We start from the raw sequence: 13,651 nt of genomic DNA, 5'->3' as shown, positions 1-13,651 counted from the left end.
GGCATGCCGTTGTACTCCGCCGGGTCGCCCTCGCGGAAGCGTCGCGTCTGCCGCGCAGCTTGACAGCTCACGCGTGGTCAGGGTTTTCTGCGGATATGCGCCTCGATCGCCGCCTGGGGCGGACTCGGTCGGTCCTGGCCGGGGCCGCGTTCCTTCTGCTCGCGCGCCCCACGCTCGCGCAAGAAGCGAGCGTGACCGGCGCCCTCGAGCGCTTCCAGCCCTCCGTCGCGGGCGATGCCCTCTTCGGCGTCCCCTCCCCGGGCGTGGGCGGACACCTCGTCCCCCGCGCCAAGGCCGTCGTCGACTTCGGCCTCCGCCCGCTCTCGATCCAGGACGGCGACACCCGCTACGCCATCGTCTCGCAACAGACGTTCCTGCACGTCAACGCCTCGCTCGCGCTCTGGGATCGGCTGCTCGTCTCGCTCGACATGCCCTTCGCGCTCACGCAAGGCGGCGACAGCCCCACGGTCCTCGGCGTGCCGTTCGCCTCGCCGCAATCGGCCGAGGTCGGTGATCTGCGCATCGGCGCGCGCGTGCGCCTCTTCGGCGCGGATCGCGGCGCCTTCCAGGTCGGCCTCGGCGGCTATCTCGTCGCGCCCACCGGCCCGAGCGGCTACGCGGCCGAAGGCGCGGTCCGCGGCGAACCCCACGTCGTCCTGGGCGGCCGCGTCGATCGGTTCCTCTACAGCGTCTCGCTCGGCACGACCCTGCGCGCCTCGGCCCGCCCGCACACGTTCGACGCGCGCGCCGGCGCGGCTGTGGTCTTCGGCCAGGACTTCTTCCAGATCGGCCCCGAGTTCTCACTCTCGACGCCCTTCGCGCGCGAAGTCCTCCTCGACACGCCGGACACGCGGATCTCCGTCGCGTCCCCGGTCTCGGCCGAGCTCCTCCTCGGCGCCAAGCTCCGCCCGCTGCCCTTCCTGGTCGTCGGCGCCGCCGCGGGCCCGGGCCTCACGCAGGGCTACGGAACGCCCGTCTTCTCCGCGATCGGCAGCATCGGCTACGAGCCGCAGGCGGCCCCGGCCGACAAGGACACCGACGGCGACGACATCCCGGACAAACACGACGCCTGTCCCGACACGCCGGGCCCGTCGAACGAGGATCCGAAGAAAAACGGCTGCCCGCCCGACGCCGACGGCGATCGCATCGCGGACAAACAGGACGCCTGCCCGAGCGAGCCCGGCCCGAAGAACGAGGATCCCAGGAAAAACGGCTGCCCGCCCGACACCGACAACGACTTCATCGTCGACCCGAAAGACGCCTGCCCGAGCGAGCCCGGCCCGAAGAGCGCGGATCCCAAGAAAAACGGCTGCCCGCCCGACACGGACGACGACAGCATCCGCGACGTCGTCGACGCCTGTCCCAAGGATCCCGGCGTGCCGAACGAGGATCCGAAGAAGAACGGCTGCCCGCCCGATCGCGACGCGGACACGGTCCCCGACAAGACGGACGCATGCCCCGACGTGCCTGGAAAACCCGACGAGGAAGCCTCGCTCAACGGCTGCCCGAAGGTCGAGGTCACGCACAAAGAGATCGTGATCCGGCGCCAGATCCGCTTCCGGTTCGGGCAATCGAGCCAATACCAGACGGTGGATCCGATGAGCGACGACCTCCTCCACGAGGTCCGCGACGCGATCCTCCAGCACCCCGAGATCGAGCTCATCGAGGTCCAGGGCCACGCCGACGCAATGGGCGCCGACGAGTACAACATGATCCTCTCGCAGAGCCGCGCCGACTCGGTGCGCGCCTGGCTCATCAAGCGCGGCATCCCACCCGAGAAGCTCGTGGCCAAAGGCTACGGCGCGTCGGTGCCCGTCGAATCGAACGAGTCGAAGGAAGGCCGCCAGCAGAATCGCCGCGCGAACTTCGTGATCATCAAGAAAAGAGAGCCTTGAACCTCGCCCGAGGCCAGCTCTAGAATCGACGCATGGCTTCCCTCGCGCGTCTCTCGGTCGGATCCCTCGCGATCTTCGCGGTGCTGGGCGCGCTGGGCTGCGACGCAGGCGGGCTGCTCGAGGTCGAAGACAAGGACGACCACACGCCCCCCGTCGCAGCCCAGGGCCACCCCGGGACAGAAATCGTCGCCGCCGGCACGCAAGCGCGAAACAGCAAGTACAAGCTCATCTACACGATGGGCCAGCCGACGCCGCAGAGCGTGCAGAAGCTCCCCGAGGGCAAACGCCTGAACGGCGGCATGCCCGGCTCCACGCAAGAGCCCTGATTCCCTCCGTGGCCGCTGCGCTGGGGCTTTGCCCCAGGCCCCACCGGGGCTGTCCGCCCCTGGACCCGGACCAGCGCAAGCGCTGGACCCGGGGTCGATGAACTGCGCGATGCGCAGTTCATCGAACAGGCCCGTGGCAAGACCGGCGGCGGTCTTGCCAGCCAAGACCGCCGTGACTGGCAACGCTGTCCATGGTCTTGCCACCGGCCCGTTGGAAGAACTGCGCATCGCGCAGTTCTTCCACCAAAGGTCCAGGGCTTGCCCTGGTTCGGGTCGAGGGGCGAACAGCCCCCGCGGGGCCCGGGGCAGAGCCCCGGCGCGGCGCTATCGCCCGTTGCGCATGAGTGGCAGGAGCGCTTGCAGCCACGTGTGCGACGGATCTGCGAGCGTGCTCGGGCCCTGCGTGCTCGGCACATCAACGCGCGCGGGGCTCGACGCGAGCGGCTCCGGGGCGATTCCGAAGCGTAGATCTGCGTAGTGGGAGAGGCGCCCGCTCGGCGTGATCTCGTCTGCGCGGTTGCAGACGACGTGCCACTGGAAGGGCATGTTGGACGTCCCGCCGCCGAGCTCCACCACGTCGAAGCCTGTCGCGCTCTTGTTCTTCACGACCACGCCGCGCGTTTGCTCGTTTTCCTCGAGCTGGATGAACACGCGCAGCGGGTGCCGCTCGTCGACCTGGACGTTGGCCGTGAAGATCGGGTCGAGCTCGACGTGGACGAAGCCGTTTTCGAGCCGTGCCTCGCCGTAGTCCTCGAAGAGTACCTCCGGCGCCTCGGGCGCGTAGAGGGTCACGCGGCGCTGGCCTGCGTCGTCGGTCGGGTCGAGGACGGTGGTCGAGACGGTGCCGACGCCCTGGATCTTGAAGCTCGTGAAGCCGTCCCAGAAGTTGACGCGCACGATGTCGCCGAAGTTGTCGGTGTACTCGGCTTGCGCGACGCCCGAGGAGAGGTTCCTCGAATAGGTGCCCGTCGTCTGACCGGTGAACGCGCCGCCGGAGCCGGCGACGAGGATGAAGCCGCCGACGTTCTGGCCCGCGCCGTGGATGGCGGTGCCGCTCGTGTTGTTGTTGTCGCCGTACACGCCCGCGAGGCCGCTCTGGTTCGTCACGCCGTACACGCCGGCACCACCGCCGGTGCCGGCCGCCGCCGTGTTCATGCCGACGATCGCCGAGCCGGTGGTGGTCGTGTTCTCGGAGAAGATCGTGCGGACCGTGCTCGCCGAGGTGACGTGGAACGGGGAGTTCGGGGCGCTGGTGCCGAGGCCGACGTTGGTGCCGTTGTCGAAGAGCTGCGAGTTGCCGCCCGTCGTGGCGCTCGTGAACTTGATGATGAAGTTCGTCGTGCCGTTGATGTTCGCCGAGCCCGCCGGGCCCTGCGGCCCCTGGATGCCTTGCGGACCTTGCGCGCCCGTCGGGCCGATTGGACCCTGTGGACCCTGGATGCCTTGCGGACCCTGCGGACCCATCGCGCCCGTCGCGCCGATCGGACCCTGCGGACCCTGGATGCCTTGCGGACCCTGCGCGCCCATCGCGCCCGTCGGGCCGATCGGACCCTGCGGACCCACGGCGCCCGTCGCGCCGGCTGGGCCGATCGGACCCTGCGGACCCACGGCGCCCGTCGCGCCGGCCGGGCCGATCGGACCTTGCGGACCCATTGCACCTGTCGCGCCGGTGGGTCCCACCCCTCCCACGGGACCCGTCGCACCCTGCGGCCCGATGGGTCCAACGGGCCCGGTGGGACCTACCCCACCCTGCGGACCCATTGCGCCTGTCGGTCCCATGGGTCCCACGTCACCTTGCGGACCCGTCGCACCCTGGGGACCCATCGGTCCAACAGGCCCGGTCGGACCTACACCACCCTGCGGACCCATCGCGCCCGTCGGACCCATCGGTCCGATATCACCTTGAGGACCCGTCACACCCTGCGGGCCCATCGGCCCTACCGGGCCGGTCGGGCCTACGTCCCCCTGCGGACCCATCGCGCCCGTCGGACCCATCGGACCCACAGCGCCAGTCGCACCGGTCGCGCCGGTCACGCCCGCTGGCCCCATCGGCCCGATCGGACCCGCCGGACCCATCGCGCCCGTCGGACCCATCGGACCCATTGGACCCGCAGGACCCACCGCGCCATCCGCACCCGTCGGACCCATCGGTCCGACCGGACCCAGCGCGCCCGTCGGCCCCGCAGGACCCACCGCGCCATCCGCGCCTACCGGACCTTGCGGCCCCGTCGCACCCGTCGGACCTACGAGCCCCGTCGGCGGACCGACCCACTCCCCGTTGTTGTTGATGACCTCGGTCCCGTTGATCGTCACGCTCGTCGGGTGGATGTCCCCGTTCACGTCGTTCGCGAGCAGCGCGTACGGCACACTCTGGATGGGCGCGCGCGGCTGGAGCTCCGACTCGCTCTCGATCGTGATCCCCAGGTACCGCACCGAACCGTCGAAGAGTTTGTCGAACGGCACGATCGACCCGAGCGAGACCGAGTAGAACCCCTCGTCGAAGGCGACCTTGTGCTCCTCGCTCCAGAGCGGCGTCTGTGCGTTCGCCGCGTCGTAGATCGCGAACGTCACCGTGAGCTCGCCGTTGATCGGCGCGTCGTCCGCGTCGAAGAGCCGCCCCTGGTTGGTGATCGTCACGGGCACGGCCGCGCTCGCGCTCATTGCCGCCGCCGACACGCTGCCAGCGAGGAGTGCAGCCGTGATCCACCGCCGGATCGAGTGAGTCCTCATGCCAAGCGCTCCGCCGAGTCGAAAGGATCCAGAAGCCGATCCGCGAACACGCGCTCGTGCGATCGAGCGCGCTTGGATCTCCTCTCGATCGTAAACGCCTCGCGAGAAAGCAGTCAATCGCCGCGGTAGCTCCGCGGACGTGGTCTTCCGACCCAGCCGAAGACCATCACGCCGAGCAGGTTCGCCGCGAGATCGCCGAGGCTGAAGGTCCGCGTCGGCGAGAACGCCTGCGCGCACTCCTCGATCGTCGCCACGAGCCCCACCACGACCGGCCCCGTCGGCAGCCCGAGCCGCGGCACGCGCGCGTCGTCCGTGGCCCGCCGCGCGAGAAACGAAGCTCCGCCGAGCAGCACGAAGTGCAGCACCTTGTCGAGGTACGGCGTCGACAGCACCGCGAGCGGCAGCCCCCGCGCGTACGCGAGGCCCGAGATGACCCCGAGCAGCACCACGTACCCGGCCAGGGCGAGCCGCCATGCGCGGACCGAGCGCCTCGTGTCCCTCTTCGAGCCCACAAACGACGAAGGGCGCCGCGTGTTCTGCGGCGCCCTCGTCGTCCTTCGTGCCGGTGGAGCTGAGGGGAATCGAACCCCTGACCTCCTGACTGCCAGTCAGGCGCTCTCCCAACTGAGCTACAGCCCCGTCGTGCTTGGGAGGCGCAGTATCTACAGCCTCCCAGCCCGTTTGTCTCCTGTTTTTTTAGCAACCTACCCCACACCGGAGCACTTTTCCGGTCGGGGGGTCGGTCCGGACGGTCAGAAGCCCATCAATTTGGCGATGTAGTACTTCATGGTCTCGGTCGTCCCGCCGCCGATGCGGAAGAGCCGCTGGTCGCGCCAGGCGCGGGCGATCGGGAAGTCCTCGATGTAGCCCCAGCCGCCGTGGAATTGCAGGCACGCGTCCATGATGTCGCCCACCACGTCGCCGACGAGCACCTTCGACATCGAGATGTATTTCACCGTGTCGAAGCTGACCGGCCCCTTCTTGACGTATCGCTCGTCGTTGTAATGGTCGACGCACTTGTAAACGAAGGACTTCGCCGCCTCCGCCCGCGTGTAGAGGTCCACGAACTTGTGCTGCCAGACCTCGCGCTTGATGATCGGCTTGCCGAACGCCACCCGCTCACGCCCGTACGCGACCGCCTGCTCCAGCGTGTAGAAGGCGCCGGCGAGCGCGCTGACCGAGCCGATCAGCCGCTCGCTCTGGAAGTTCTGCATCAGATACATGAAGCCCATGTTCTCCTCGCCGAGCAGGTACCGCTTCGGCACCCGCACCTCGTCGAGGAAGAGCTCCGCCGTGTCCGAGGACTTGTTGCCGATCTTCTTCAGCTTCTTCGAGACGCTGAAGCCCGGCAGGTTCGTCGGGACCAGGAAAAACGAACAGCCGTGCGCGCCGCGGTCGGGGCTCGTCTTCGCCAGGAGCGTCACGAAATCGGCCCGCGTCCCGTTCGTGATGAACGTCTTTTGCCCGCTGATCACGTAGTCGTCGCCGTCCTTGCGCGCCGTCGTGAGGATGCCGGCCACATCGCTGCCCGCCGCGGGCTCGCTCACGCCGAGCGAGATCACCTTGTCGCCCGCGAGCACGGGCTTCAGGAACTCCTCGATCTGCTCCTTCGTCCCGAGGTCGCTGATCACCGGGGTCGCCATGTCGCTCTGCACGAGCAGGCCCATCGTCACGCCGGCCAGACGCGAGCGCGGCAGCTCCTCGGCCTTCGCCGCGCTGAACCAGTAGTCGAGGCCTTGCCCTCCGTGCTCCTCGGGAAAATGGGCGCCCAGGATGCCGAGCTCACCGGCGCGCTTGAACACCCAATTCGGGAAGCACTCGTCCGCCTCCCATTCCTCCGCGTGCGGCGCGAGCTCCTTCTCGGCGAACGCGCGGACGGTCTTCCGGAACTGCTCGTGCTCCTCGGTGAAGGGCTGCCACATGGCCACGGTCTCCTCGTTTTTGCCGGCCAGAGGGGCGCTCCCACCCCACGATTTCCCGGCGTTTCGCAAATGATTCGTACACGAAACATTCGCGAACGCAAGAGGAAGAAATGTGAGGCTGTACCCTGCCCTGCGAAGCCGAGGGAACCGCGCGCCCCCGCCCCCAAGCTCTGCTAGCCTCGGTCCCCCCGGATGCGGTTCCTCCTCCTCTCGCGTAACGCCAATCTCTATTCGACCAGCCGGATCGTCCTGGCCGCCCGCGCGCGCGGGCACGAGGTCACGGTCATCGACCCGCTCGACCTGCAGATCGTCGTCTCCAAGGGCCGATCGAGCCTGCTCCACGAGGGCAACCCCGTGCCCCGGTTCGACCTCGTGATCCCCCGTATCGGCGCGAGCATCACGAACTACGGCCTCGCCGTGGTGCGCCAGTTCGACCTCATGGGCGTGCCCGTGCTGAACAGCGCCGTCTCCATCGCCCGGAGCCGCGACAAGCTGCGCGCGCTTCAGCTCCTGAACCGCAAGAACATCGACGTCCCCGCGACGATCTGCGCCCGGAGCCCCGCCGGCGTCGATTCGGCCCTCGCCCTCGTCGGCTGTCCCGCCATCGTCAAGCTCCAGCAAGGCACGCAGGGCATCGGCACCATGATCGCCGAGACCCCCCAGGCCGTGCACTCGCTCCTCGAGACGCTCTGGGCCATGGGCCAGGACATCGTGCTGCAGGAGTACGTCCGCGAATCGAAGGGCCGCGACATCCGCATCATCGTGGTCGGCGGCAAGGTCGTCGCCTCGATGCGCAGGGTCGCCAAGCCCGGCGAGTTCCGCTCGAACCTGCACCGCGGCGGCAAGGGCGACAAGGTCAAGCTCCAGCCCGCCTACCGCAACGCGGCCATCCGCGCGGTCAAGGTGATGGGCCTCGAGGTCGCCGGCGTCGACATGCTCGAATCGAAGAAGAAGCCGAAGATCCTCGAGATCAACAGCTCCCCCGGGCTCGAAGGCATCGAGCGCGCGAGCGGCATCGACGTCGCCTCGGCCATCATCGAGCACGCCGAGAAGTACGCCCTGACGCACGGGCGCATCTCGCAGCGCGAGGTCGACCTGCGCATCACGAACGTGATCCACGACGAGCGCATGCCGCCCCGGCGCCTGCCGCCCATCCCCGCCCGCTTGAACGGCCGCGTGAACGGCCGCGTGAACGGCCGCGTCCGCGGAGCGCCGTCTTGAGCCTGCGGATCGAGCCCACCGAGAACGCGCTCGTCCTCTCGCTCGACCGTCCGAAGACCAAGAACGCCCTCGACCGGGACCTCACGCGCCGCCTCGCCGAGGCGATTCGCGCGGCCGCGTCCGACCCTCGGGTCCGCGGCATCGTGCTCACGGCGACGGGCGAAGAGACCTTCGTCTCGGGCGGGGATCTCCACGAGATCAACCGCGCCGTGCGGGAAGGGACCGGCCCGTCCGGCGTGCTCGACATGTACGAGGACCTCGTGGTCCTGGAGACGAGCGAGCTGCCCGTCGTGGCCGCGGTGCAAGGCGACGTCTACGGCGGCGGCTGCGAGCTCTTGCTCCTCTGCGACATGGTGATCGTCGAGGCCCACGCCTCGCTCGCGTTCCGGCACGCCCGCATGGGCCTCTCGCCGGCCTGGGGCGGGCTCACGCGGCTCGTCGAGCGTGTGGGCCCGATCGAGGCCCCGCGGCTCTTGTTCTCGGCCGAGAAGATCGCCGCCGAGGAGGCCGCGCGGATCGGGCTCGTGAACGAGGTCGTGCCGAAAGGAACGTCGCGCGAGCGGGCGCTCGAACGCATCGGGCGCATCGCGGGCGGCGACCGCGCCGTGATCGCGGCGCAGAAGCGCGCGCTCCTGGCCGTCCGCTCGGCGATGCGCGGCGACGCGATCGAGCGCGAGCGGGCGATCTTCGCCGAAGTCTGGGGCGGCCCCGCGCATCGGGCCGCGCTCGACGCGTTCTTCAAGCGGCGCGGCTAGCGTTTCACGGGACGTACACGATCGGCTGCCCTGCGCGTGCGACGCGCCAGCGCTTCGAGGCCACGTCCCAATCGAACGACGACACGTACCCGCTGCCCGGGGCCGCGCCCACCTTGCGGGCGCCGCGCGGACTCTTCGTGATTTCGTACACGTCGCCCCCTGGGTCCAGGTACCCGTGTGTCTCGCCGTCGCGCTTGGCGTGCGTCCCGCCGGCGCCGGCGGGCGTGTCGATCGGCGCCTCGAGCGTACCGCCGGGCGGCAGATACACGAGCCTGAGCTTGCCGCCCTTCGAGGTCGAGAGGGCGCGTGTCCCGTCGTCGAACGGGAAGATCGAGCCCGCGCCCTCGCCCGGCAGATCCCCGAGGATCGTCGTCGCCACATCGGCGACTGGCGCGCCGTGCGCCACGCGGTGGACGGCGCAGCCGGACGTGTCGCACACGACGTGCACCGTGTCCGCGTCGAGCTCGCTCGCCCCGAGCCGCGAGACCGCGGCGTAATCGGTCGCGCGCAGCGCCTCGCCCGTGCGCGGATCCCAGCGGAAGAGCGCCTGTGCCGCCGCGATCAGCACCTCGCCCGACGGCAAGAGCGCGATGCGGATCTTGAACGAGCCCACGCTGCTCATGAGCGGCCCGAACTGCGGCCCGAGCCGCCCGTCGAGCGCCACGGCGCGCACCCGCAGATCGTCCACGGCCACGTACACCGCCCGATCCGCCGCCGTTTGCCCCGCGCAACAGGCGAGCTCCACGACGTTGCCCCCGAGCTCGATGGGCGGCCGGATCGAAGGGGATCCGCGCAGATCGTCGACCCGCCACAGCATGTTGTCGTCCCCGCCGCCGAGCAGCGTCTTCGTCACTGGATCGAAGGCGACCGCTTGCTGATCCCGCATCGTGAAGAACGGCCGGTTGCTGTGCCGCCAGCCCTCCACGAGCGCCTCCGAGCCGAACACCTTGCGGCCCCTCGCCACGTCGACGATCGCGAACTCGTCGTCGTCGCTCGCGTACGCGACCTCCCCGGGCCGATCCGGCAGGGGGAAGACGTCGTTCACGTCCTCGTCCGTGTCGTGCACCGCGAGCTTCCCCGTCGCGACGTCGAGGAGCGTCACCGTGTCGCGCTCCGATCCGAGCGCGAGTGATGCCCCGTCCGCGGAGAAACGCATCCGCACGGGCACGTCCACCTTCGCTGACTCGATCGGCTTCAGGCTGGGGAACGCGACGACCCGCACGACGCCGCCCTCGAGCGCGACCGCGAAGCGCGAGCCGTCCGGCGACGCCGCGACGTCGAGCACGCGCTCCGCCACCACGCGGTCCTGCTTCGACAGGCTCTTCGTTTCGTGCCTCCAGAGCCCCGTCACCCCGGCCACGAGGAACGACGACCCGTCGCCCACCGGCGCCACGGCCTCCGCCGTATGGGGGACGAACCGCGTCTTGCCGCCGGTCTCGTACTTCAGCGCGCCGCGAATCGGCGTACCTCGGCTCGGGTGCAGGCGCGGGTGCTTCGGGTCCTCGTGGCTCGGCGCAAGCCCGCCTTGCGCCGCCTCGGGCGCGAGCGGCGCGCTTGGCTCGCCCTCCTCGGCCTCGCCCGCTCCCCCGCCCACGCCGAGCGAGGGCCCCGTCGTGGGCGGCGACGATCCCGGCCCCGGCAGGCCCTTCATCAGCGACGAGCACAGGCCCATCGGGCAGCCGCAGCACCCCGACGCCCCGAGCACCAGGGGAAACAGGATCCCGGCCGTGACACGCGCGAGGAGGGTGAGGGCTTGGGGACGCACCTCGACATGAGAGCGAAAGGGCGGCCGCATGGGAAGGGGCCCGCGAGCGAGGCCTGCAAGCCGGCGCTGGCGGAGCCCCGGGGACGCGGGGAGACCATTCCGACGGACAGGCTGCCATTTTCATGACGGAAACTCGCGATACCACCTACCAATGGCAGCTCTTCCGTCAACGTGATGACGTCTCCAGAAATACACATTGCAACATTGCAATGAGGCAACGCTCGGTGATACGCACGAATGATGGCGGGAGAGGTCATGCTGCAGTCGTTCCTCGACGCGTGCCCGGGCATCTATTTCGTGACGAGCCCCGAGGGTGTCATAACACGGTCGAACCGGGAGGCCGCGCATGCCTTCGGCGAGCATGGCGCCGCGGGGCGTTCGCTCCTGGAGAGCGTCCACCCCGAGGATCGGGACTACGTCCAGGCGCTCTGGGCGCGCCTGCCGGAGGACGGCGCATCGCTCCGCGGCGTCAGCAGGCTCCGGGGGACCGGCGGGCCATACCAGGCCTACTCCTTCAGCGCGCGCCGGGTGAAGGAAGGCCCCGAGATCCACGCGGTGCTCCTCCCCGCCGCGCCCGCGGACACGGCGGCCATGCGGCCGAACGAGAAGGACCCGGCGCGGATCCTGCGCGTGCTCCTCGACAATCTGGAGCTCGCGGTCACCTCCGTGGATCAGGACGGTTATTGCACATTCAATGAGGGCAAGAGCCTGATCACGAGCGGCCTCGGGCCGAACTTCCAGCTCGGCAAATGCCTGCCCAAGGCGTACGCGAACGATCCCGTGATCAAGGAGGGCGTCGAGGGCGCCCTTCGAGGCGAGAACAAGTACTACGTCGTCGAAGCGCACGGCGTCCTCTGGGAAAACTGGTTTGTCCCGGTCAAGAACGGGGACGGCGACATCAGCGGCGCCATCTGCTTGTCGCTCGACAAGAGCGAATCGAAGCGTGCCATGCAGGAGCTGCAAAACCGGATCGATGTGATCGAGCGTCAGCAGGAGGTCATTCGCAACCTGGAGACGCCGATCCTCGAGGTCTGGGACCGCGTGGTCACGCTCCCCATGGTGGGCGTCGTCGACAGCGCGCGCGCGGCGCGGGTGATGGACGACCTGCTCGCGGCGGTCTGCCGGCTCGGGGCGCGTTATGCGATCCTCGACCTCACGGGCGTCGACATCGTGGACACGGCGACCGCGGCCCACCTCCTCAACCTCGTGTCCGCGCTTCGCCTGCTCGGCGCCGAGGGCATCATCACGGGCATCCGGCCGAACGTCGCGCAGACCGTGGTGAGCCTGGGTCTCGACCTGTCGCGCATGATCACGTGCGCGAACCTGCGCGAGGGCCTCCGGCTCTGCATCCGGCGGATGCATGCGCAGGCGCAGGCGGATGCGGCCGTGGGGGCGCTGGTCTGAATCTCCTCAGGTGGGCGAGGCAGGAGGTGGGTGGCGGGCCTCTCCGCATTTCGCGTCCGCACCCCGGCCGGGGCTCCGCGACCTCTCTTGCCTCGGCCGGGAGGACCACCCTCAGGGTGGCTCTCCGCTATGGACTTACCTCGTGGAGCCTGGGAGGGGGTGCTCTTGCTCTGTCTGTCTCGCGAGAAGGACCTGCCTCAGGGTGGGGAGACGTCATGCAGGGAGGGACGGGCGCCCGCCCCTGGGTGGCTCGGCTCTCCGAACTTGGAAGCAGGAGGCACCCCCGGGGCCGTCATGTGCTGTCGATTGAAAGAGGGCCGGCAGGCACAGGGTGGCTTCGGGGCGGAGGAGCCTGACGGAAACCCCCACGCGGGGCCTCGGCATGGTGAGGGTTTAGGAGAGAGGACCCTGTTCGGGGTGGGCGGTGGATGTCGGGAGAGGGGGAGGAGCCTCGAAGGGGCTCGATGGGGCGTTGCCATCACACGCCGAGTTCGGACTCGGCCTCGTGCTTGAAGTATTGCTTCATGCGACCTCCCGACAAGGAAGGTACTTGCGGACATCCACCAGCCGTTCATGAGCGAAGACCACCTCGCTCAACCTCAGGTGCACCGAAAGCACCGCAAGGTCCTCGGGCAACGCGCGGGTCGTGATGGGACGAAGGGGGACAGCCATCGCCTCGTACGCATGGAGCATGTCACGCGACACGCGATGGACGTCGCTCCAGTCGTAAACGAAGAACCCACGCTCGGCCATGGCGATGAAGTCATCAGGGCGCTTCACGGTCACCAGGAGTCGACCGGATGAGGTGCTCGGGAGATCCCAAAGCCGCTCCTCGATGTCTTCAACGGCGAGAGCGGCCTGGTCGAGGGCATGCGTCGGGATCGGACCGACCCCCGCCGTGAAGAACGCGCCGATGTTGCCATTTCGATCGGAGGTGATCCACGCGCAGTCGAGGCCGTCCGGATATCGGTGATTCATTTTCCAATCTCCAGCGCGGCGCCTCCAGAACCTCAGCCTTCGCTCGTGGTCGGGCCGGACGCTGCACCCGCGGGCGCCTCCTCGCTGCCCGCCTTTTCCTTGCTGGGCTTCGTGCTCTCCCATTCGCGGATGGGCCGGAGCATCCCAAAGGAAACCCGCCATCCGTGAAGCCGCATATGACACAGGCTATGCCCCAGCGATATCCCTCGGCAAGCGCCCCACCAAGATGGAGTCCAGCGCGCTATAGATATTGGCCCCAGCCAGTTGAATCCTGTCACCGAGAAGATAGACGCGGCCGACGCCATCGATTGCGAGAAACACCTCACCATTGTATGCCTCGCCCAGTGGGAAGAGATCACTCCCCACCGGATCCTGGAAGGCGCCGAACCGGTCCTCTTCGCCGCTCGCAAGCTCCGGGTCCAAGTCGAAGCCCCCCCGGGCGCACTCGAGACCGGGCCCTTGGCAGTCCACACGAATACCGCCAAACTCCTCCAGAGCTTTTTCGGCCGCAACCGACATTCGAAACCCGTTTGGTTTTTCCAGCTTCCGCCGCCACTGTGCAACGCGCTGCGTATCTTTGCGATCTTTGTGCCATCCGGCGGCCATCAGTCGTGCTTCGGTTTCTGCAGACCATTCCAGAGACTCGACCATATCG

Annotated in this window: 11 protein-coding genes and 1 tRNA gene; 5 read left to right on the top strand and 7 right to left on the bottom strand. The window is 68.9% G+C overall.

Translation table 11 applies throughout. The features are described from left to right. Positions 1 to 95 precede the first annotated feature (95 nt). Together QHF83_RS05090 and QHF83_RS05085 are read left to right on the top strand one after the other, a co-directional pair. On the top strand, positions 96 to 1,895 hold the full coding sequence (locus QHF83_RS05090; RefSeq protein ID WP_282416628.1) for an OmpA family protein: 1,800 nt from the start codon (positions 96 to 98) through the stop codon (positions 1,893 to 1,895). 32 nt (positions 1,896 to 1,927) lie between these two features. Beyond that, a complete protein-coding gene (locus QHF83_RS05085) occupies positions 1,928 to 2,221 on the top strand; it encodes a hypothetical protein (RefSeq protein WP_282416627.1) in 294 nt (97 codons plus the stop codon). A gap of 324 nt (positions 2,222 to 2,545) precedes the next feature. Here the strand turns inward: QHF83_RS05085 and QHF83_RS05080 are convergent, their stop codons facing one another. From QHF83_RS05080 to QHF83_RS05065, 4 genes are all read right to left on the bottom strand, one after another. Continuing rightward, positions 2,546 to 4,951, bottom strand: coding sequence for a hypothetical protein (locus tag QHF83_RS05080; RefSeq protein ID WP_282416626.1), 2,406 nt, complete (start codon positions 4,949 to 4,951; stop codon positions 2,546 to 2,548). Between the two features lie 113 nt (positions 4,952 to 5,064). Next, the gene (locus QHF83_RS05075) at positions 5,065 to 5,463 is read right to left on the bottom strand and encodes a hypothetical protein (protein WP_282416625.1); all 399 of its coding nucleotides are present in this window, start codon (positions 5,461 to 5,463) and stop codon (positions 5,065 to 5,067) included. 54 nt (positions 5,464 to 5,517) lie between these two features. Then, a tRNA-Ala gene (locus QHF83_RS05070) sits at positions 5,518 to 5,590 on the bottom strand. 113 nt (positions 5,591 to 5,703) lie between these two features. Continuing rightward, entirely contained in the window at positions 5,704 to 6,873 is a 1,170-nt protein-coding gene (locus QHF83_RS05065) for an acyl-CoA dehydrogenase family protein (protein ID WP_282416624.1), read from the bottom strand. A gap of 192 nt (positions 6,874 to 7,065) precedes the next feature. On the opposite strand from QHF83_RS05065, the gene QHF83_RS05060 reads away from it, so the two are divergent. Beyond that, positions 7,066 to 8,094 (top strand): RimK family alpha-L-glutamate ligase, encoded by a 1,029-nt coding sequence (locus QHF83_RS05060; protein WP_282416623.1) that lies wholly within the window; start codon positions 7,066 to 7,068, stop codon positions 8,092 to 8,094. Then, on the top strand, positions 8,091 to 8,849 hold the full coding sequence (locus QHF83_RS05055) for an enoyl-CoA hydratase/isomerase family protein (RefSeq protein ID WP_282416622.1): 759 nt from the start codon (positions 8,091 to 8,093) through the stop codon (positions 8,847 to 8,849). Before QHF83_RS05060 ends, QHF83_RS05055 begins: the two co-directional genes overlap by 4 nt. A 4-nt stretch (positions 8,850 to 8,853) precedes the next feature. Here the strand turns inward: QHF83_RS05055 and QHF83_RS05050 are convergent, their stop codons facing one another. Then, positions 8,854 to 10,614, bottom strand: a complete 1,761-nt coding sequence (locus tag QHF83_RS05050) for a hypothetical protein (protein WP_282416621.1) — start codon at positions 10,612 to 10,614, stop codon at positions 8,854 to 8,856. Positions 10,615 to 10,869: 255 nt separating this feature from the next. On the opposite strand from QHF83_RS05050, the gene QHF83_RS05045 reads away from it, so the two are divergent. Further along, positions 10,870 to 12,018, top strand: a complete 1,149-nt coding sequence (locus tag QHF83_RS05045) for an STAS domain-containing protein (RefSeq protein WP_282416620.1) — start codon at positions 10,870 to 10,872, stop codon at positions 12,016 to 12,018. 522 nt (positions 12,019 to 12,540) lie between these two features. Here QHF83_RS05045 and QHF83_RS05040 read toward each other — a convergent pair. Next, positions 12,541 to 12,996 (bottom strand): hypothetical protein, encoded by a 456-nt coding sequence (locus tag QHF83_RS05040; protein WP_282416619.1) that lies wholly within the window; start codon positions 12,994 to 12,996, stop codon positions 12,541 to 12,543. Positions 12,997 to 13,182: 186 nt separating this feature from the next. Further along, positions 13,183 to 13,647 (bottom strand): SUKH-3 domain-containing protein, encoded by a 465-nt coding sequence (locus QHF83_RS05035; protein WP_282416618.1) that lies wholly within the window; start codon positions 13,645 to 13,647, stop codon positions 13,183 to 13,185. Positions 13,648 to 13,651 lie beyond the last annotated feature (4 nt).

The sequence above is a fragment of the Polyangium sp. 15x6 genome, assembly GCF_029960785.1.
In the GTDB taxonomy this organism is placed as follows: domain Bacteria; phylum Myxococcota_A; class Polyangia; order Polyangiales; family Polyangiaceae; genus Polyangium.
This window is presented reverse-complemented; position numbering and strand designations above follow the sequence as displayed.